This is a genomic window from Prolixibacter sp. DSM 2831 (assembly GCF_056493735.1).
Genome location: NZ_CM151379.1, coordinates 4737461 through 4757132 on the forward strand (window position 1 = coordinate 4737461; position 19672 = coordinate 4757132).

Annotated in this window: 15 protein-coding genes; 4 read left to right on the forward strand and 11 right to left on the reverse strand. The window is 45.6% G+C overall.

Annotated features, from left to right (window positions below; genetic code table 11):
- Nucleotides 1–143: 143 nt before the first annotated feature.
- The 7 genes from AC060N_RS19605 to AC060N_RS19635 all read right to left on the reverse strand — a co-directional run bounded on the left by AC060N_RS19605 (nucleotide 144) and on the right by AC060N_RS19635 (nucleotide 10375).
- Nucleotides 144–1649 (reverse strand): RagB/SusD family nutrient uptake outer membrane protein, encoded by a 1506-nt coding sequence (locus AC060N_RS19605; protein ID WP_479525193.1) that lies wholly within the window; start codon nucleotides 1647–1649, stop codon nucleotides 144–146.
- A gap of 106 nt (nucleotides 1650–1755) precedes the next feature.
- Nucleotides 1756–5121 (reverse strand): TonB-dependent receptor, encoded by a 3366-nt coding sequence (locus tag AC060N_RS19610; protein ID WP_479525194.1) that lies wholly within the window; start codon nucleotides 5119–5121, stop codon nucleotides 1756–1758.
- Between the two features lie 158 nt (nucleotides 5122–5279).
- A complete protein-coding gene (locus tag AC060N_RS19615) occupies nucleotides 5280–6281 on the reverse strand; it encodes a FecR family protein (protein ID WP_479525195.1) in 1002 nt (333 codons plus the stop codon).
- Nucleotides 6282–6512: 231 nt separating this feature from the next.
- Nucleotides 6513–7118, reverse strand: coding sequence for an RNA polymerase sigma factor (locus tag AC060N_RS19620; protein ID WP_479525196.1), 606 nt, complete (start codon nucleotides 7116–7118; stop codon nucleotides 6513–6515).
- A 228-nt stretch (nucleotides 7119–7346) separates the two neighbouring features.
- Nucleotides 7347–8960 (reverse strand): sulfatase family protein, encoded by a 1614-nt coding sequence (locus AC060N_RS19625; RefSeq protein ID WP_479525197.1) that lies wholly within the window; start codon nucleotides 8958–8960, stop codon nucleotides 7347–7349.
- Nucleotides 8961–9113: 153 nt separating this feature from the next.
- On the reverse strand, nucleotides 9114–9785 hold the full coding sequence (locus tag AC060N_RS19630; protein ID WP_479525198.1) for a hypothetical protein: 672 nt from the start codon (nucleotides 9783–9785) through the stop codon (nucleotides 9114–9116).
- A gap of 17 nt (nucleotides 9786–9802) precedes the next feature.
- Nucleotides 9803–10375 carry a hypothetical protein gene (locus tag AC060N_RS19635; protein ID WP_479525199.1) on the reverse strand — a complete coding sequence of 191 codons (573 nt, stop codon included), beginning with the start codon at nucleotides 10373–10375 and terminating at the stop codon, nucleotides 9803–9805.
- A gap of 318 nt (nucleotides 10376–10693) precedes the next feature.
- Here AC060N_RS19635 and AC060N_RS19640 point away from each other — a divergent pair, with 318 nt between their 5' ends.
- The 4 genes from AC060N_RS19640 (at nucleotide 10694) to AC060N_RS19655 (ending at nucleotide 16312) form a co-directional block, all read left to right on the forward strand.
- Nucleotides 10694–11839, forward strand: a complete 1146-nt coding sequence (locus tag AC060N_RS19640) for a COG1470 family protein (RefSeq protein WP_479525200.1) — start codon at nucleotides 10694–10696, stop codon at nucleotides 11837–11839.
- 3 nt (nucleotides 11840–11842) lie between these two features.
- A complete protein-coding gene (locus AC060N_RS19645; RefSeq protein ID WP_479525201.1) occupies nucleotides 11843–12796 on the forward strand; it encodes an ABC transporter ATP-binding protein in 954 nt (317 codons plus the stop codon).
- The gene (locus AC060N_RS19650) at nucleotides 12750–13817 is read left to right on the forward strand and encodes an ABC transporter permease (protein ID WP_479525202.1); all 1068 of its coding nucleotides are present in this window, start codon (nucleotides 12750–12752) and stop codon (nucleotides 13815–13817) included. The genes AC060N_RS19645 and AC060N_RS19650 overlap by 47 nt, the downstream gene beginning before the upstream one ends.
- 191 nt (nucleotides 13818–14008) lie before the next feature.
- Nucleotides 14009–16312 (forward strand): GH92 family glycosyl hydrolase, encoded by a 2304-nt coding sequence (locus tag AC060N_RS19655; protein ID WP_479525203.1) that lies wholly within the window; start codon nucleotides 14009–14011, stop codon nucleotides 16310–16312.
- A gap of 79 nt (nucleotides 16313–16391) precedes the next feature.
- On the opposite strand, the gene queA is transcribed toward AC060N_RS19655, so the two are convergent.
- From queA to AC060N_RS19675, 4 genes are all read right to left on the reverse strand, one after another.
- Nucleotides 16392–17441 (reverse strand): tRNA preQ1(34) S-adenosylmethionine ribosyltransferase-isomerase QueA, encoded by a 1050-nt coding sequence (gene queA / locus AC060N_RS19660; RefSeq protein ID WP_479525204.1) that lies wholly within the window; start codon nucleotides 17439–17441, stop codon nucleotides 16392–16394.
- 39 nt (nucleotides 17442–17480) lie between these two features.
- Nucleotides 17481–18206: a tRNA pseudouridine(55) synthase TruB gene (gene truB, locus AC060N_RS19665; protein ID WP_479525205.1), complete on the reverse strand. Its 726-nt coding sequence runs from the start codon at nucleotides 18204–18206 to the stop codon at nucleotides 17481–17483.
- A gap of 280 nt (nucleotides 18207–18486) precedes the next feature.
- Nucleotides 18487–18750 carry a DUF3098 domain-containing protein gene (locus tag AC060N_RS19670; protein ID WP_153640634.1) on the reverse strand — a complete coding sequence of 88 codons (264 nt, stop codon included), beginning with the start codon at nucleotides 18748–18750 and terminating at the stop codon, nucleotides 18487–18489.
- Between the two features lie 33 nt (nucleotides 18751–18783).
- Entirely contained in the window at nucleotides 18784–19662 is an 879-nt protein-coding gene (locus tag AC060N_RS19675; protein ID WP_479525206.1) for a cell division protein FtsX, read from the reverse strand.
- Between the last annotated feature and the right edge of the window lie 10 nt (nucleotides 19663–19672).

The window sequence follows — 19672 nt, forward strand, 5'->3', positions numbered from 1 at the left end:
CCGGGAATATTTCCGGGATAATCATCGAATGATAGTTGCCATAAAACCGGCAATAAACGTTTTTAAGTAATCAGAAAAGTCAGGCATCCGAAGACTCACGTCCCACGGATGCCTGTACTTTATTTTTTACCAACCATCAGGCATCAATAACCCGGGTTCTGAACCAATTGCGTATTGGTCAATTCAGCCAATGGAATTGGCAACAATTCGTTCTTTCCAGCGACGAATCCGCTTGGACCTAAAACGGTGGCAGCTCTTCCTGTTCTTACCAGGTCGAACCAACGATGCCCTTCGGTCGCAAGCTCCAGACGACGTTCTTTGTAAATATTATCGAGCGTAGCCGGAACGGAACCCAGCCCAACCCTTGCACGAACAGCATCCAGCAATGCCTGGGCACGCGCTGAATTGGAACCTGTATGAACAAGTGCCTCCGCTTCCATCAGGTAAGTATCAGCCAAACGAATTTCAATGTAATCGTTGGGATAATTCAACTCAGCGGTTCCAGTTGTCGTTTTGTATTTCAACAGCGGAGCATATTTTTTGATAAAATAGCCGGTATTCTGGTAACTAGGCGAGTAAGAGCAAACGCCAGCAGCCTGAAGACTATCCATATTGACAACGGTGGCATTGTAGCGTGGATCATTTTTCAACACATTCACCAGACTCATCGTTATCGGATTAAAACCCCAACCGGCACTATAAGTAGGCCCCGAATAACTTCTGGGTCCTACCATCTGCACATATACATTGGATTTGAAACTGCCCCAGTTCCCCCAGCCATAATTCTGGGTACCCGTGTGCTGAATTTCAAAGATTGATTCAGAATTAAACTTATTATCAGGACTGAAAATATCAGCATAATTGGCGAGTAGTTTATATCCGTATGTCGGGTTTTCCTGACCAGGGGTCGGACCGTTTACATCGGCCAACATCGAAGCAGCCAAACTCCATTTCTGCTCATACAAATATACTTTCCCCAATAATGCCTTGGCAGCGCCCTGTGTTACACGTCCGTTTTCATCCTGGGGCACCTTAGCAGGCAAATCAGGGATCGCCTCGGTCAGATCTTTTTCAACCTGAGCATAGACTTCAGCCGGTTTAGCCTGTTTTTGAGAATACACATCTGAAAGCGTCAGTGCGTTGGTCATTAACGGAACATTTCCAAACAAACGCACCAGATCGAAATAATAATGGGCTCTCAGAAATTTAGCTTCAGCGGTATAACGGCTTTTTAACGCATCGCTCAATCCAGGGACACCATCCAGTTTGGACAAGATGGTATTACATTTTGCTACACCGGTAAAATTGATTCCCCAAAAATCAGATTCAGGACCTTGTGCCGATGTTAAGGTATAATTATTCCAAACTTGCCATGTTGACATGTCGGAAGAACTACCTCCACCAGCGTAACAGTCATCAGAAGCCGAGTTCAGCGGTCCAAGCGTACTGGAATAGGTATTAAACGTTTCGGTGTTCAGTGCAGAATATGCCGCGACTACACCGGCAAAAGCTTCATCAGGATTTGAATAATAATTCGATTCCAATGATTGCCCCTTGGGAACCACATCCAAAAAGGAATTGGAACATGACGTAAACATAAACATTCCCAGAAACAGGAGTGCGCTGTATTGTATGTAATTTCTTTTCATCTGTTTATCTTTTACTTTCCTATTGCAGATGTCACAAACCATCCACTAATCTTTTCCCGGAATCAGAAATATGATTGAATGGTTTCTTCCACCTCAACATGAATAATTATAATCCAAGATTTAAACCAAACATTAAAGTACGGGACTGAGGATAAATTCCCCGGTCAATACCATAGCTTGAACCACCAATTTCCGGATCGTAGCCATTGTATTTGGTGATTGTTAACAAGTTGCTACTACTTACATATACACGTGCATTCTTCAGACCAGCTGTTTTTGCCCATATTTTGGGTAAATTATAACCAATTTGAATACTCTTGATACGGAAGTAGGCACCATTTTGCAAATAGAAATCCGATGGATTATTGAAGTTGTGATTCGGATCGGCATCTGTCAATCTCGGATAGTTGCTATTCGGATTCGATATTGTCCAGGCATTCAATGCTTCGATAGGATAGTTCGCGGTTGGAATATCTAAACGGCGGTATCCCTGGAAGATTTGATTTCCCCAAACACCTTGTCCAAATACCTGGAATTCCCAATTCTTCCAATTCAAACCAACAGAAAGACCATACGTCCAGTTCGGTGTCGGATCACCAAGCCAGGTGCGGTCATCGGCTGTAATGCCTCCTTGTCCGTCGGTATCCTGCCATTTCATATCGCCAGGTTTGGCATTTGGCTGAATTAATGTTCCGTCAGCGTACTTATAGTTGTCGATTTCCTGTTGTGAATGAAAAACACCCAACGATTTAAAGCCATAGAATGAACCGATTGCATGTCCTACAGCCGTACGGGTAAGTGGATAGGTACTGGATTGCAGTGTACTTCCTCCGTCAAGATATTGTTTATCTGCCCCCAGGTAGGTAACCTGATTCTTCAGGTATGAAATGTTACCTGATACATTCATTTTAAAATCATTCCAAACTTTAGTGTACCCTAGTTCCAGTTCGAGGCCCTTGTTTTCCATGTCGCCTACGTTGCCATATGGGGCGCTGGTAAAGCCTGCATAACTTGGTAGCTGTACCGTTTGCAACATTCCTTTAGTGGTCTTTTTATATGCGTCGAACGTAACATCGAAGCTTTTAAAGAGAACGGCGTCAAAACCTAAATCGGTTGAATGAGTCTCTTCCCATTTCAAATCGGGGTTGGCAGGTCGGTTGGTTGCATATCCGATGCGGAGATTGTCATTACCCAACACATAATTGCTTCCGCCTACAACCAGTGACTCAAAGGCGAAATCAGCCAATGACATCTCGTTTCCGACGACACCGTACGAAGCGCGAAGTTTTAAATTGTTCACAAATGAATTTTGGGGGAAGAAATTTTCACGCGAAATTACCCATCCTACTGAAGCCGAGGGGAAAATACCATAACGCGTATTGCTACCGAAACGGGAAGATCCGTCACGACGAATGACTCCGGTAAAGAGGTATTTCTCATTGTAATCATAAGTCAAACGACTGAAATAGGATTGCAATGCATAATCCTGATTTTCATATCCACTTCCTACCCGGTTCGCTGCTGACAAGCTGTAGTTAAACGAAGCATTACTGAAACTTGTTGCCGGTTCGCCGATATAGTTTACATTCAATCCGCGTCCGGTTTGCTTTTCCGCACTGGTACCAACCAATGCTGAGAAATTATGCTTTCCCCATTTGTGGGAATAGGTAAGTGTGTTATCCCAGTTCCAGGTTAAATTCTGATCATTTTCGCGATATTGCGAAGTGTTGGAGGTATTACTGGTACTGGCATTCAAATAGTACAGTGGAGTAAATGATTCATTTCCCCAAAATGCTTTTTTAGCATTGATCGATGACCGGAATTTGAGATCTTTTATCGGGGTAATCTCAAGGTAGGCATTACCTACCATATTATGTGAATACCAGTAGTTCCCCTTCTTCGTTTGAATGTCGGCGAGTGGATTGGTAATTTCCTGGGCCACATAATTGGAAATGCCGTAATAATTTCCGTTCCCGTCGGTAACCGCATACTGATTATATCCGCTGGCCGTTGCAGCATCAGCAAATACCGGAGTAATCGGATCAAGATTCAAAGCTGAACTAAGCGGACCTCCAAACTCACTGTTGGTGTTCAACCCGGTTTGGTTCTTACCATAGGTGTAGCTCAAATTTTCACCTATCTTCACATACTTATTAATCTTAAAACTGGTATTGGTGGTCAAACTAAACTTCTTGTTGTAAGCAATAGAAGGTGCCACAATACCATTCTGATCGGTGTACCCCATCGATACGAAATAGGTCGCATTATCGGTTCCCCCGGAAATATTCAAATTGTAATCCTGATAAGCAGCGTTGTTGCTGAAAATCTGATCCTGCCAGTTGGTTCCAACTCCAAAGGAAGATGGATCAGCAAAAATGGCCGAGCCGCCGTCATTCATCACGGCTTCGTTACGCAACATAGCATACTGGGAAGCATCAGTCAGTTTTACTTTTTTAATCGGACCCTGAATACCGGTTTTCATGGCAAAGTTTACCCGAAGAGGACTGTCGTACTTTCCTTTTTTGGTTGTAATCAGGATAACCCCGTTGGAAGCTCGTGAACCGTAGATAGAGGCGGATGCGGCATCTTTAAGTACTTCCATGGATTGAATATCATTCGGGTTCAGGTATTCAATTCCGCCATTCATCACAACACCGTCCACTACATATAAGGGGTCGCTGTTATTGATAGAAGTCGTTCCCCGTATCCGGACAGTCGGGGCAGCACCCGGTGCACCGGAACTGGCGGCTACGGTTACCCCGGAAGTGAGTCCCTGAAGTGCGTCATCTACACGGGTGTAGGTTTTGTCGCTGACGTCTTTTGAGTTTACTACCGAAATCGAACCTGTCACCACGCTCTTTTTCTGAACTCCATATCCAACAGCAACGACTTCGCCCAAGCCAATGGATTTTTCCTTCAAAACCACATTGATGGTAGTTTGGTTGTTCACCGGAACCTCCTGACTGGCCATCCCAATGAACGAAAACACGAGTGTCGCATTACCCGATACATTTTCCAAAACAAATTTACCGTCGCTGTCAGTTATGGTTCCGGAACTTGTCCCCTTTACCATAACCGTGGCGCCTGGAATGGGATCACCATTGGGTGATGTGACCATTCCTGTAACCTTGATTTGCTTCGGTGCTGCCTCCTTCGCTGTATTCGCTGCAGCATCCTTGTTGGTAATCACCACATACTTATCATCAATCTTATAAGTCAGGTTATCCTTGTCGAGTACATTATTCAGAACCTCATCCAATTTCTGATTCTTAACATTAATCGAAACTTTCTGATCGGGATTCAAGTTCGATTGGGAATAGGCAAAACGGTAATCGCTCTGACCTTCAATAATCTGAAATAGCTGGCCGATCGTTATATTCTGATAATCCAGATTCAGGTTCGCCTCCTGAGAAAATGTCTTGGCGGATACCAGCATCGTGCTCAATAGAACCAGTAAAAACGTTAGTTTCATAAGCTTCAATGATTTTCCTAACCAAGCGTACCTTCCCCTGGTTAGGATTGAATACCAATTTTTCATAGATTTGATCGATTTTAATGTTTAAAAATCACTCTTTTAAAGGCAAATAGCACTGTACCACCAATCGCTGTTTGCCTTTTCTCATTCATTCTCTAATTTTTCCTTACAATCCAATATACTTTTCCTTTGTTTTTATATTCAATTCCCATAGCATCATTAATGATCTCGAGTACCCGACTAACCGGTTCTCCGTTTTTAAGTCGCAATACCAATGTCTCGCCTGTAAATTGTTTGGGTTGAAAATGGATCGTGACGCCATACCAACGCTCTATCTTCCGGAAAACCCGATCCATCGAATCATTATCAAAATATAATTCACCATCTCTCCAATTACCCGTATAATCGGATGCGTTTGTATCGAGTTTCAATGTGTTCTTTGGAATATTAATGACCGTCTCCTGCCCCGGCTTCATTTCAAACACCTGGGTTTTTTGACCTTCAGGAGCATATGTGAATTTTACTATCCCTTTTTTCAGAAAGGTCGAGGCTTCGGGGTCATCAGGATATGCAGAAATATTAAACTCTGTTCCAACTGCCATCACCTTGAAATTGCGGGCATTTACCACAAAAGGATATTTCTTCCCCTTCGCTACTTTAAAAAAGGCCTCTCCCTGTAATTTCAGTAACCGGTTGTTCTGGTTGTAGCTTGTCGGATATTCAAGCTTTGTATCCACATTGAGCCAAACTTCCGAGCCATCGGGCAAAATTACATGTGTACGCTCGCCCCGATGAGTAGTAAGGGTCAGCCATTGCGGAGATGTCCGCAAATCATGGAGGACCAACCACGAGGTGAGGATCAATACAGGAAGCAGCAAAATGGCGGCCGCACGCTGGAAGTGGTGCCCCCAGTATTGCCATTTCATTCTCTTCAGCTTCTCGCTACTCTGTTTGATGCGTCGCCTGAGTTCATCAAATGACAACTCGGTCTCTACATTATTTGTGTTTTCCCAACTAATCTTCAAAGCAGATTCTACTTTCCGGTTACTCTGAATCTGCCGCATCCACAATTCAATCTTGTGAAGCTCCTCCAGTCCGAGAAGTTTATTGCTGTAAAGCTTGTTGATAATGTCTTCGATGTTCTCCGGAATTTCCATTGATGTTTGTTTCGTGGGTTAATACGCATAAGTCGATCGATTCCGTGATCCGGATCGGTTATTTTTTTAATTTTTTTTTAACGTTGATTTAAAAAACGTGAAAAACAAGATCTTCCTGCACGAACTTCAACCAGAATTTATGGACCGCTACACTTCCGACTGAAAGAGATTTATCGAATCAACTACCATCGCGTATCATCATCGTCTCTTTATCAAACGGGTTGAATGGTGTTAACAGTGATTTTTTTTCTTTCGACTTCCAAAAAGGAAAAATAAAAGGAAGGTGATTTTTTGTCGTAGGTTTTCTTTAAGGTATGAAAGGGCTTTCCGTATTTGAGAATCTACCGTGTTTTCACTGATCCCAAGGCGAATGGCAATCTCCTTGTAACTCAATCCCTCTTCACGACTGAGCATAAATATCTCGCGACGCTTTTCGGGCAGTTGCCCCACCAGGTTATCCACTGTTTCCTTTAACTCATCATATTCCATCTGCTTTTCAGACTGTTCATCCGATTCACGTGATGAATAATAGAGCTCTTCCAGGTATTTCCTTTTACTAAGTAATTTCCGCAGACGGTCGTAAATTTCATTTCGTGCAATGGTAAACAGAAAGGCATTTAACGACTTCAAAGGATCGATCTTGTGCCGGTTCATCCAAAGTTTCACAAACACCTCCTGAACCAAGCCTTCTGCATCTTCTTCCTTGGGCAAACTTTTCCGAATAAAATCGAGCAAATATCCTTTGTACCTGTGAAAAACAAGTTCAAAAGCAACTTCATCCCCATTTTTTATGCGCCCCAGAAGTTCTTTATCATTATTTAAAAGTATTTCCTTCAAAGATTGGATTTTGAGACACAAATATAGAAATCTTCACCTGATCTGTTTGCCCCGATGGGTAATTTCGGACTTTTCCCTCACTCATTCCCAAACGAATAGCGGATTCGGCTGTTCTTAATTTATAAATAAATGTATTCAATCAATCAGTTTCATTTCTGGAAATCGTTGAAATGTTAAAAGCAGGAAACAATTGATTCCTGCTTTTGATTCTTTATGATGACAATCAATTTATTGCTTATTAATGGCCTCCAAATAAGCGTCGAGATATTGCTTATCGAGTTTGTCCGAATCGCCGTATTTCTGACGCAATTCGGTTAACCGTTCGTGCATCATTTTCTGGACATCGGCGTAAGCCGGATCGCCATACACACTATGCATTTCATGCGGATCTTTCTCCAAATCATAGAGCTCCCATTCGTCGATATCGTAGTAAAAATGCATGAGTTTGTACCGGTTAGTCCGGACACCGTAATGCCGTTTCACCATGTGAATCGAAGGATATTCGTAGTAGGTGTAATAAATCGCATCGCGCCATTCGGAGCTTTGCCCATCCACCAGCTTGCGGAATGACATGCCTTGCATATCCTTTGGGATTTTTACCCCCGCGTAATCGAGGAATGTCGGAGCAAAATCGAGGTTTTGTACCAACTGGTCGACCGTTGTTCCCGGCTTAATCTCTTTCGGATAACGCATCAACAGAGGCGTCCGGAATGATTCTTCGTACATAAAACGTTTGTCGAACCAACCGTGCTCGCCTAAATACATTCCCTGGTCGGACGTGTAAACCACGATGGTATTTTCAGCCAGACCGCTTTTATCGAGATAATCGAGTAACTCCCCCACCGCGTCGTCTACCGAGGCAACACACGCCAGGTAATCCTGCAGGTAACGCTCGTAACGCCAGTGAGCCAGCTGTTGCTCGTTCATGTTCGGATACGCTTTTTCGAAAGCTTCATTCATGGGACGGTATACCGAATCCCAGGCAGCCTTTTGCACGGAATTCATCCTGCCAACATTGTGTTTAAATGCATTGCGACCCCAGGTAGTCGGATCTTTCAGCCTCAACTTATCCATCACGTCCGGATAGAGTTTGTCATCACCCGACCAGTTCTGGTCGCGGTAAACCCGCATTTCAGCAGCATGGGCTGCCGTTCCCCGACCGCTATAGTCGTCGTGGTAAGTAGCAGGCTCCGGAAACTCTTTCTTCGTGTATTCCTTGTAGTACTTTTCTTCCGGCATCCACTCGCGGTGCGGCGCTTTTTCGTGAAAAAGCAAACAGAACGGCTTGCTGCTATCCCGATGCTTTAGCCAGTCTAGCGCCAAACGGGTCGTAATCTTCGTTACATAGCCCGGAATTCGTTCCTCCTTCCCATTGATTATGAAATCGGGATTGTAATAATGTCCCTGCCCGGGAAGAACAGCTGAATAATCAAATCCTTGCGGAGTTCCGTCTAGGTGAATTTTACCGACGAGGGCAGTTTGGTAGCCAGATTGCCGCAATAACTTCGGAAAGCTTTCCTGGTTCCAGTTGAACCGTTGAACGTTGTCTACTTTCCCGTTGATGAAACTGTGCTTACCGGTCAACATCACGGCCCGGCTGGGCGCACAAAGCGAGTTAGTGACGAAAGCATGGGAAAAGATGGCCCCTTCATGTCCAATCCGATCGATGTTGGGCGTTTTAATCAGGGTGGAATCATACGCACTGATGGCCTGGTACGCATGGTCGTCACTCATGATGTAGATGATGTTGGGCCGTTGCGGTTTGGGAGCCTTCTGGGTGCAGGTGGTTGCAGCCGCTCCTACTGTCAGCAGGGCGAGTGCGTGTGTCAGGTGATTACTCATTTGGATATTGTTAAGGTTTGTGTCGTTCGGCTCAGGTTTCCGGACACGGTTCCCTATTCCCCTAAAACCGTATCCCCTAACAAATATAAAAATCTTACCTGCCGGAGACGTAACCTCTCCTGCTTTTTTACACTTGACTCCCTGAGAAAGAACTCAATGCTTCTCCTTTTCCGGCCACATACTGATAGACAAACCGACGCCAATGATAAGTCCTCCGCGTAAGCCGGGTCGTTCAGTCTCATTCGGGGTACCAAACTGAATGCTGTTGATGTAGCGATTGTAGTCGATATTATTCCCTCCCAGAGAAAGCATACTCGAAACCCGGCCAGACAAGCGGGCCCTGACTCCCAATGCCATTCCCTGGAAATAGCGGAATCCCGTATCCCCCAAACCCGAATACGAATTTCCTTCCGGGTCGCGGAAACGAGCATCTCCCCACATGCGCCAGGTGCCGACGCTATACTCGAGAAACAGTGCCCAGAAACCATCATCATCGTCCTGCAATACCAGATAAAGTCGGGGTGTGGCCGAAAGAATGGAATACGTGGCCGAGATATTGTAATCACCAATTTTAAACCATTCTCCATCCCAGTCCGAAAGCGACTCAATATCCCACATGCGCCCGATTTTCCCATCGACCTGGAGCCCCATGAACGACAACGGAAAGAACTCGTGCCCCAACCCGCCAAAAACCGAATTCAAATCGTCTACAGCATTCTGATCGATTCCATACGACAGTATCAGATTGTTGGGCTGATCGTGCCGCTGGGCTGAAGCAGCCAGTGAACAAAACAGCAGGACAATGATGTGAAACACCTTTCTCATTGGTCAGCCCCCCCTGTTTATAGCACCAAGCCCAAACGAACACCGAGTATCAAACCGCCCGACATGACCCGGTCGCCGATATTGCTTTCAAATCCCGTAAATAAATCCCAGATAACCGAGTCGCTCACGGGACGACGAATGCCCCAGGTCAGTCGCCACGTAAAACCACCGGAATAAATTCCGTCCACATTTTCACGGTACAGCGGAATATTCAATGCTTCCACATAATAACGACCCGATAAATTCACATACGACCCAATGTGATGGCGGATGCTTTTATTCATCCGGATACGTCGCGCATCGGAGTAGCGCCATTGTACACCGGTTTCAACGTACGGCAACAGATAAAACGCTTTAGCCTGAAAATGCATGAGATGGCTGAGATAAGCACTTGTTTCCGTATAATACGGTGTGGTCTCAAAAACTGCACTGCCGGTGAATCTGCCCGTAAGCGGAAATTCATAGCGATAACCCGGCGAAATAAAATCGACCCGGTGAAAAGCCGGAATTCTGGGTTCACTATTCTGAGCAATGGATTGAAAAATGGATAAGGTAAAAAGGCAAAGGAGAGCAACTCCCATTTTTTTCATGAAGCAAACTTTAGTTAAATAATTAGATTCGTTAGTGGTTCTGTTCTTTTATTCCTTTCTGACGGAAAAGGTTACCTGTAAAAATATTGTTAAGTAACATGAAATGCAAACGCTCTAAACATTGCAAATGCCGTTTTTTTTTTAGGAAAAGATATTATTCTCATCTTATCCGTATACTTTCATTCTACGACAAGAAAAACAGCTTCAATAAAGGTTTATTAGGATTTAATTAAATTTTTTAACAAAAGTTTAATAAAGTTAATCTTATACTTAGCCTCCGAATAATAAATCACCTAAAAAACATTGGAGGATTCTTTTATGTCTACCCGCACTAAATGGTTAAGTTTATCATTAACTCTTCTGTTTCAACTGGTTTTCATCGGAACCTATGCCGCCGGCACCGGCGTCGAGTTGTACACCCCTTACACCCGCATTTCCGTTCCACCGGGAGAAACGATTAATTACAACATCGAGGTTATCAACAACACCAGCCAGATTCAAACCATGCCCATTTCGGTAGTAGGAATGCCCCGTGGATGGGATAGCCAATTGAAGTCGGGCGGCTGGAAAATCAGTCAAATCTCTGTCCTTCCGGGGAAAAAAGAGAAGCTTTCCCTGAAAGTAGATGTACCGCTGAAAATAAACAAAGGCAGCTATCATTTTAAAGTGTTAGCCGGCGGATACACTTCGCTCTTGCTGAATGTGGTGGTTTCGAAACGAGGAACCTATCAAACCGAGTTCACCACCGACCAACCCAACATGAAAGGGAACTCGAAGGCATCGTTTACCTTTAAAGCCAAGCTGAAAAACAGTACGGACAATAATCAGCTTTACGCACTCAAGGCCGACGCTCCCCGTGGCTGGAACGTGACCATCAAAGCCAGCTACAAAGAAGTGGCATCGGTGAACATCGCCCCCAACGCAGAGAAAGATATTTCCATCCAGATCAAACCGCCGTCGGAAGTGAAAGCGGGTACATACCGCATCCCCGTGACAGCTTCTTCCGGAACGACTTCAGCCGAGATTGCCCTGGAGGTGGTGATTACCGGAACATTCAATATGGACCTGACAACGCCCACCGGTCTGCTCAGCACCGATATCACGGCCGGCGACCAAAAACAGGTTGAATTCCTGGTTCGCAATACCGGCTCATCCGATCTGAAAGACATCAACTTCGATGTAACAAAGCCTACCGACTGGAAAGTTACATTCGACCCGAAAAAGATTATCGACCTTCAGGCCGGCAAAACAACCAAAGTGATGGCTACCATCCAGGCCTCCAAGAAGGCAATTGCCGGTGATTACGTCACCAAAATCGAGGCAAAAACACCGGAAATCGGTACCAAGGCCGAATTACGTGTCACCGTGAAAACACCCATGTTGTGGGGTTGGATTGGCGTTTTCATTATCCTCTTAGCTCTCGGAAGCGTGCTTTATCTGTTCCGCAAATATGGAAGGAGGTAATGCATGGCTGAAAACATTATCGAGCTGGTCGATCTGACCAAAAAATACGGATCGTTCACAGCCGTCAATCGCTTAAACCTTTCGGTGAAAAAAGGCGAGGTGTTTGGCTTGCTCGGCCCCAACGGCGCGGGAAAGTCGACAACTATCCTGATGATGCTGGGACTGACCGAACCCTTTTCCGGTTCGGTGAAGGTTTGCGGCATCAATTCCACCGAAAACCCGATTGAGGTGAAACGGCGTGTCGGTTACCTTCCGGAAGATGTAGGTTTCTATCCTGATCTTACCGGAATGGAAAACCTGAAATACATCGCCCGGCTGAACGGCATACCGGAAAAAGATGTCGAACCGAAAGCCAAAGAGCTACTGACCCGTGTGGGACTTGCCGCTCAGGCGGAAAAGAAAACCGGGAAATATTCGCGCGGAATGAGGCAACGGCTCGGTTTGGCCGAAGTGCTCATCAAAACGCCCGAAGTCATCATACTCGATGAGCCGACCTCGGGCATCGACCCGACCGGAATCCGCGAGTTCCTCGAATTGATTGTTCAACTCAGCAAGGAAGAAGGCATCACGGTATTGTTTTCTTCACACAATTTGCACCAGGTGCAGCAAGTTTGCGACCGCGTGGGACTCTTCGTCAGCGGCAAGCTGATTGCCGAAGGAAACATTGAATCACTTTCGCAGAAGCTGTTTTCCACCGAATCGTTCGTCGTGGAGGCTGGCATTGCTACTTCCGGAAACGGAAATGGTCTGGAAGAAAGTCTGAAAAACATCGACGGAGTTACTTCGGTTTCGCAAAAAGACCAAACGTTTTACGTCGGATGTACGCGCGATGCCACGGCTGACATCGCCGGCGAAATTGTTTCATCGGGTGCCGGATTAGCGTTCCTGCGCAAGAAGGAATACGGCCTCGATGACATTTATAACCGCTATTTCGAAGGAGGTGAAGTTCATGAGTGATATAGCAAAACAGATACAACAACCCAAAGAGTCGTGGCTCAGCAAACTGGGACTCGCTCCCCGCAAAGATGTGGGCATGCATCCCTTCCGGGTGATTGTCGATAAGGAAATCTCGGACCTGGTACGAAGCTGGCGTTTCAAAATTCTGATTGGCATCATCGTGCTAACGTGCCTCGGTTCGCTTTATACGGCTTTGACCAACATCGGTCACGCGGTGAAACCCGGCGATCCGGACAATGCGTTTTTCTTTCTGAAATTGTTCACCATTTCAGACGGAACGTTGCCGTCATTTTTCGTATTCATCAGCTTCCTTGGGCCGCTATTAGGTATCAGCCTTGGTTTTGATGCCATCAATTCGGAGCAGAACAGAGGAACATTGAGCCGCGTGATGGCACAGCCCATTCACCGTGATTACCTGATCAACGCCAAGTTCATGGCTTCGATAACGGTCATCAGTGTCATGTTTTTCGCTCTGGGCTTCCTCGTAATGGGGCTTGGACTGCTCATTATTGGTATTCCGCCTACACCCGAGGAATTTCTGCGCATTGTATTCTTTATCGTGCTCAGTATCTTCTACGTGGCCTTGTGGCTGAATTTATCGATTCTCTTTTCGGTTCGGTTCCGGCAAGCTGCTACTTCCGCTTTGGCGGGAATTTCGGTTTGGCTCTTCTTCAGCATTTTCTACAACCTGATTGTAAAGCTGATTGCCCGGGCGACCATGCCCCCCGAAATGGCGCCGGAGCGGTATGTCGTCGCTCACCGGAATTTTATACTGGATTTGATGCGCCTTTCACCGAGTCAACTGTTCAGTGAAGCCACCACGACGTTGTTAATGCCTTCTGTGCGCAGCCTTGGACCACTCACTATGGAGCAGGTACACGGAACCATACCGAGCCCGCTTCCGTTGGGACAAAGCCTGCTACTCGTATGGCCACAGTTGACAGCCATCATCGCTATCACGGTAGTTTGTTTCGCACTTTCTTACGTTTTCTTTATGCGAAAAGAAATTCGTTCCAGATAGTTAAGTTCCGCTAGTGTCATCTTCCTACCGGGAAGAAGATACGACCAAAGGCAAGTCGTCCGGTCATCCACAGGACAGCTTGCCTTTTTTCTTTTTTAGGAGGCACTAATCATCAAGCATTTCACCACATTTTACCTGTGAACCTACGCTAAATTTTTATCTTTGAAAACGTAACCAAATTTCAGAGAATCGTGAAGAAAATTATTCTAAGTATGCTGCTGACTGCAGGTTTGCTTGGGCAAACAACAGCCAGCAAGGCACAAGATGTGCCCCTAGGTGAAAACCTGGTCAAGTATGTCAATCCGTTGCTGGGAACCGAATCGGATTTCTCGTTGTCGAACGGAAACACCTATCCGGCCATTGCCCTTCCGTGGGGAATGAATTTCTGGACCCCGCAAACCGGAAAAATGGGCGACGGCTGGGGCTACACGTACCAGGCCAAGAAAATCCGGGGATTCAAACAAACCCATCAACCAAGTCCGTGGATTAACGATTACGCGGCTTTCTCCATCTTCCCGGAAACGGGAAAAGTGATTATTGACGGAGCTAAGCGTGCATCGTGGTATTCGCACAAGGCGGAAATTTCCCGCCCCGATTACTACCGCGCGTACCTGGCCGATTACGACGTCGTTACCGAGATCACGCCAACTGACCGGGCTGCCCGTTTTCGTTTTACGTTCCCGCAATCTGACTCGTCGCGCGTGCTGATTGACGCCTTCAACATGGGTTCCATGGTGAAAATCATTCCGCAGGAGCGGAAAATTATTGGTTATTGCCGGAATAATCATGGTGGCGTGCCGGATAATTTCCACAACTATTTTGTCATTTATTTCGACAAGCCTTTTACTGTTGCCGGGACCTGGAAAGACAGTCTGAAGCTTACGAAAGGGTCAACCGAAGCCGAAGGGGAACATGTGGGCGCTGTGATTACGTTTAAAACGGAAAAAGGCGAACAGGTAAACGCCAAAGTTGCTTCGAGTTTCATCAGTCCGGAACAGGCCGAACTGAACCTGCAAAGGGAAATTGGGAACGACTCCTTCGATCAGGTAAAGGAGAAAGCCTACCAGGCATGGAACAAACAGTTAAACCGCATCCGCGTGGAAGGCGGAACGGTGGACCAATACCGCACGTTCTACACTGCATTGTACCGCACCATGCTGTTCCCGCGCAAGTTCTTCGAGCTGAATGCCAACAACGAGATTGTGCACTACAGTCCGTATAACGGGAAGGTGGAAAAAGGCTACATGTTTACCGACAACGGATTCTGGGATACCTTCCGGGCCGTTTTCCCATTCTTTACTTTGATGTTCCCGGAACATGATTCACAGGTGATGCAGGGGCTGGTCAACACGTACAAAGAGAGTGGCTGGTTGCCCGAATGGGCCAGTCCGGGACACCGCGACTGTATGATTGGTTCCAACTCGGCTTCCATCATTGCTGATGCTTACATGAAGGGAATTCGCGGATTCGACATCCATACGCTGTACGACGCCATCCTGAAAAACACGAAAGGTGTCGGACCGGTGCATTCGGTTGGCCGTTACGGAGCCGATTACTACAACAAGCTGGGCTATATTCCTTACAATGTTGGCATTAATGAAAATGCTGCCCGCACACTGGAATATGCTTACGACGACTGGTGTATCTGGCGTTTGGCCAATGTACTCGACCGTCCGAAGAAAGAGATTAAGCTATTCGCTCAACGGGCAATGAATTACAAAAACGTATTCGACCCGTCGGTAGATTTTATGCGGGGCCGGAATGAAGACGGAACTTTCCAGTCGCCTTTCCGTCCCGACAAATGGGGAGACGCCTTTACCGAAGGATGTAGCTGGCATTATACCTGGTCGGTGTTTCAGGACCCGGCCGGTTTAGCCAAACTGTTCGGCAGCCGCGAGAAAATGGCCAAACGTCTGGATGAAGTTTTTACGACCCGGCCAACATTCGATGATTCGTATTATGGCATTCAGATTCACGAAATCACCGAGATGCTGATTGCCAACATGGGACAGTATGCACACGGAAATCAACCCATACAACATGCTATCTACCTGTACAATTACCTCGGGCAACCCTGGAAAGCACAAATGCATGTGAGGGATGTGATGGACAAGCTTTACACACCTAATCCCGACGGTTTGTGTGGTGATGAAGATAACGGACAAACTTCGGCATGGTACGTATTTTCAGCAATGGGATTCTATCCGGTGGCGCCCGGAAGTAACCAGTATGTACTCGGTTCCCCGCTCTTTAAGAAGATAACGTTGAATTTGGAGAACGGGAATACCTTCACGGTAGTAGCTGACAAAAACAGCCACAAAAACGTGTATATCGAGAAAGCATCGCTGAATGGTCAAACGTACGACAAGAACTATCTGACGCACGAAGCCATTGAAAAAGGCGGAGAAATCAAGTTTGAGATGGGAAATCAGCCCAACAAAACACGGGGAACACAACCCGATTCGTTTCCTTACTCCTTTTCCGATAAGAAATAAATTCAAACATTAGATAAAAGAAAAGAGGATGCCATAACTGACATCCTCTTTTTATTTGCTTTTAAGCTTATATTTTCGATCAAATAATCAACATGGCATCTCCGTAGGTTCCGAAGCGATACTTCTCTTTAATGGCCACCTGATAAGCATTCATCACCTTATCGTAACCTCCAAAAGCAGCTACCATCATCATTAAAGTAGAAAGTGGCAGATGGAAATTGGAAACCATTGAGTCGGCCACGCTGAATTCGTAAGGCGGGAAGATGAACTTGTTGGTCCATCCTTCGAACGGTTTCAGGGTACCCATAGTTGAAACTGAACTTTCGAGTGTCCGCATTACGGTAGTACCTACAGCGCAAACGCGATGCTTCGATTTCTTGGCACCATTCACCTGTTTGGCCGCTTTATCGTTGATCCAGATTTGCTCGGAATCCATTTTATGCTTGGTCAAATCTTCCACATCGACGCTACGGAAGTTACCCAGTCCCACGTGCAATGTAATCTCGGCAAAATCGACGCCTTTAATCTCCAAACGCTTCAGCAGTTCACGGCTGAAGTGCAGACCGGCAGTCGGTGCCGCAACAGCTCCTTCATGCTTAGCAAAAATGGTTTGATAACGTTCGGCATCGGACTCTTCAACCGGCCGATCGATGAATTTAGGAAGCGGAGTTTCACCTAAACTGTAAAGAGTCTTTTTGAATTCTTCGTAAGGACCGTCGTACAGGAAGCGGAGTGTGCGTCCGCGGGAAGTGGTATTGTCGATTACTTCGGCAACCAACAGGTCGTCATCGCCAAAATACAATTTGTTTCCAATACGGATTTTACGCGCCGGATCAACCAGCACATCCCATAACCGCTGCTCACGATTCAACTCGCGAAGCAGGAATACCTCGATTTGCGCGCCTGTCTTCTCTTTATTACCATACAACCTTGCCGGGAAAACCTTGGTATTGTTGAATACCATCACATCCTCATCATCGAAATAATCGATAATATCTTTGAAGGTTTTATGCTCGATCTCTCCGGTTTCACGATGCAAAACCATCATCCGCGATTCATCACGGTTTTGTGCCGGATGCAAAGCAATGAGATTTTCAGGAAGATTGTACTTAAACTTTGATAACTTCATAGAAGATTACAATTTATGTGGAATTTGATGAACCTTTTTCTATTTCGATTCCTCAGCAATCGTTATTTCTTTCAACGATTCGAGAAATTCTTCAATTTGTTGCGCGTTTTCCAGCGTGAAATCACCCACGCGGGTTCGTTGTAAGCCTATCAGGTAAGCTCCGCTGTTCAATGCCTGACCAATATCCCTTGCCAGCGCCCTGATGTAGGTACCTTTTCCGCATACAATGCGAAGTTTGGCTTCGGACTCAGCAAACTGCAGTACCTCGATCTCTTTTACAACAAGAATTTTCGGTTTCAGTTCAACTGATTTTCCTTTTCTCGCCAGATCGTAAGCCCGCTGACCCTCAACTTTTACTGCTGAATATTCAGGTGGAACCTGCTCTATGGTTCCAATAAATTTCTGTACGGTTTCCCGGAATAATTCTTCCGTAATGTGCCCGGTTTCGTAAGTGGCATCCTCCTTCGTTTCCAAATCGAACGAAGGAGTGGTTGCTCCCAGTTTCAGCGTTGCAATGTATTCCTTCTCTCCCGCCTGAAGCTCTTCAATTTTTTTGGTAGCCTTCCCGGTACACAGCACCATAATGCCCGTTGCCATGGGATCAAGCGTTCCGGCATGTCCCACTTTCAACTTCTTTATACGCATTTTCCGGCAAAGGTTATTCCTGACTTTCTGCACCAAGTCGAATGAGGTCCACTCGAGTGGTTTATCGAAAACAAGAATTTCTCCTCCCTTAAAATCAAATACTTTCGCCTCTTCAGCCATGTTCGGTTTACTTCACAAAAATGCCGGAGTTAACAATAATTTACTGAATATCAGCCGACAAAAATAGCAATTATCTCAAAAACTGCACAATTGCGTGCAAAATAATGGCCATAAATGCTATATCCGTATTGCCTTAATACGCTTTTTCAGCGCCTATGTACCATGACAAAACGTCCGGCAATTCCCGCCTCACTCAAGTGCTTTCGGGATATTTACCGGAACCAGATAAGAAAGGCAGGAACGAGAAGTGCACTCTTCGTCTCTGCCTTAAAAAATATGATTAAGCCTCTTCTTCGGATTTCGTCTTCTTCATGATGGCGTAGATCTCAAAAAGAAATCCAAAGAGCACCACCATGGGAGCGAGTGTTATCCGGCGAAAGCTGAATATTTGGTCGGGATTGAACACATCAGGACTGTCGCTTTTCCCACCTACCATCAGGATAAATCCTATCACGATGATCAGAAAACCAACAACAAGTAGTCGATAGTTTTGTCGCCCCAACGCGAATCCCTGATCCTTTAATTTTTCCGAATTTTTGGCCATTGTATCGAATTTTACTAAAAGGCAAAAGTAATATCAATAAAAAAGTTCATCAAATTTCAACCGCAAAAATTTGTTAACGGCGAAGAAGGTCGATATCCCCGAAATCAGGATACCCAGCACAAACACCAGTCCCAACAGGATTCCCATGGTTTCCATATTCTGAAAATTAATCACCGCTTTTAATTCTTTCTGGTAAGAAAAAACCAAACCTAAAAGCATGATGGAGGCAATGATAGCTCCGTAAATGCCATGCAATACCCCTTTCGACATAAAGGGCCTTCGGATAAATCCGCGCGTGGCCCCGATAAGTTGCATGGTATTGATGAGGAAGCGTCGGGAATAAATGGACAACCGGATGGCATTGTTGATGAGTGCGATGAAAATCACCAACATCAGCAGACTGAGCACAGCCAGTATGACACTTAGCTTATTCACATTTCGATTGAGTTGCCGTACCAAATTCCGCTGATAATGCACCTCTTTCACTTCGGGATATTCAAGAAACTTCTTCTCGAGTAGTGCCAAACTATCGGGATTGGCATAACTAGCGTATACTTTTACATCGATAGAAGAAAGCAGCGGGTTGTAACCCAGAAAATCGACAAAGTCTTCGCCCAGCTCCTTTTTCAGCTCCTTTGCTGCAGTGGCTTTATCCACAAAGCGTGTCGATTTGATGTAATCGGTGGCATCAAGCTTTTTCTGTAACCGGATGACATCTACATCGCGGGCATTGTCATTCAATATCAGGGTTACGCCAATATTTTCCTTTACGTAATCCGACAGCCGTTTGGCGTTCAACAACAACAGGCCCATCAGTCCAAACAAAAAAAGGACCATGGAAATACTCAACGTGGTAGTAAAATACGAACTGAATAGTCGCCTTTTCAGTCTTTTAGGCTTTCGTTTTGACATATGCTATCCT

Bases quoted from the DNA above. Each gene is read 5' to 3' on its own strand.
- AC060N_RS19610 (WP_479525194.1), bottom strand. From the start codon at position 5,121: ATGAAACTAACGTTTTTACTGGTTCTATTGAGCACGATGCTGGTATCC.
- AC060N_RS19605 (WP_479525193.1), bottom strand. From the start codon at position 1,649: ATGAAAAGAAATTACATACAATACAGCGCACTCCTGTTTCTGGGAATG.
- AC060N_RS19650 (WP_479525202.1), top strand. From the start codon at position 12,750: ATGACATTTATAACCGCTATTTCGAAGGAGGTGAAGTTCATGAGTGAT.
- AC060N_RS19645 (WP_479525201.1), top strand. From the start codon at position 11,843: ATGGCTGAAAACATTATCGAGCTGGTCGATCTGACCAAAAAATACGGA.
- queA (WP_479525204.1), bottom strand. From the start codon at position 17,441: ATGAAGTTATCAAAGTTTAAGTACAATCTTCCTGAAAATCTCATTGCT.
- AC060N_RS19635 (WP_479525199.1), bottom strand. From the start codon at position 10,375: ATGAAAAAAATGGGAGTTGCTCTCCTTTGCCTTTTTACCTTATCCATT.
- AC060N_RS19625 (WP_479525197.1), bottom strand. From the start codon at position 8,960: ATGAGTAATCACCTGACACACGCACTCGCCCTGCTGACAGTAGGAGCG.
- AC060N_RS19640 (WP_479525200.1), top strand. From the start codon at position 10,694: ATGTCTACCCGCACTAAATGGTTAAGTTTATCATTAACTCTTCTGTTT.
- AC060N_RS19670 (WP_153640634.1), bottom strand. From the start codon at position 18,750: ATGGCCAAAAATTCGGAAAAATTAAAGGATCAGGGATTCGCGTTGGGG.
- AC060N_RS19675 (WP_479525206.1), bottom strand. From the start codon at position 19,662: ATGTCAAAACGAAAGCCTAAAAGACTGAAAAGGCGACTATTCAGTTCG.
- AC060N_RS19630 (WP_479525198.1), bottom strand. From the start codon at position 9,785: ATGAGAAAGGTGTTTCACATCATTGTCCTGCTGTTTTGTTCACTGGCT.
- AC060N_RS19615 (WP_479525195.1), bottom strand. From the start codon at position 6,281: ATGGAAATTCCGGAGAACATCGAAGACATTATCAACAAGCTTTACAGC.
- truB (WP_479525205.1), bottom strand. From the start codon at position 18,206: ATGGCTGAAGAGGCGAAAGTATTTGATTTTAAGGGAGGAGAAATTCTT.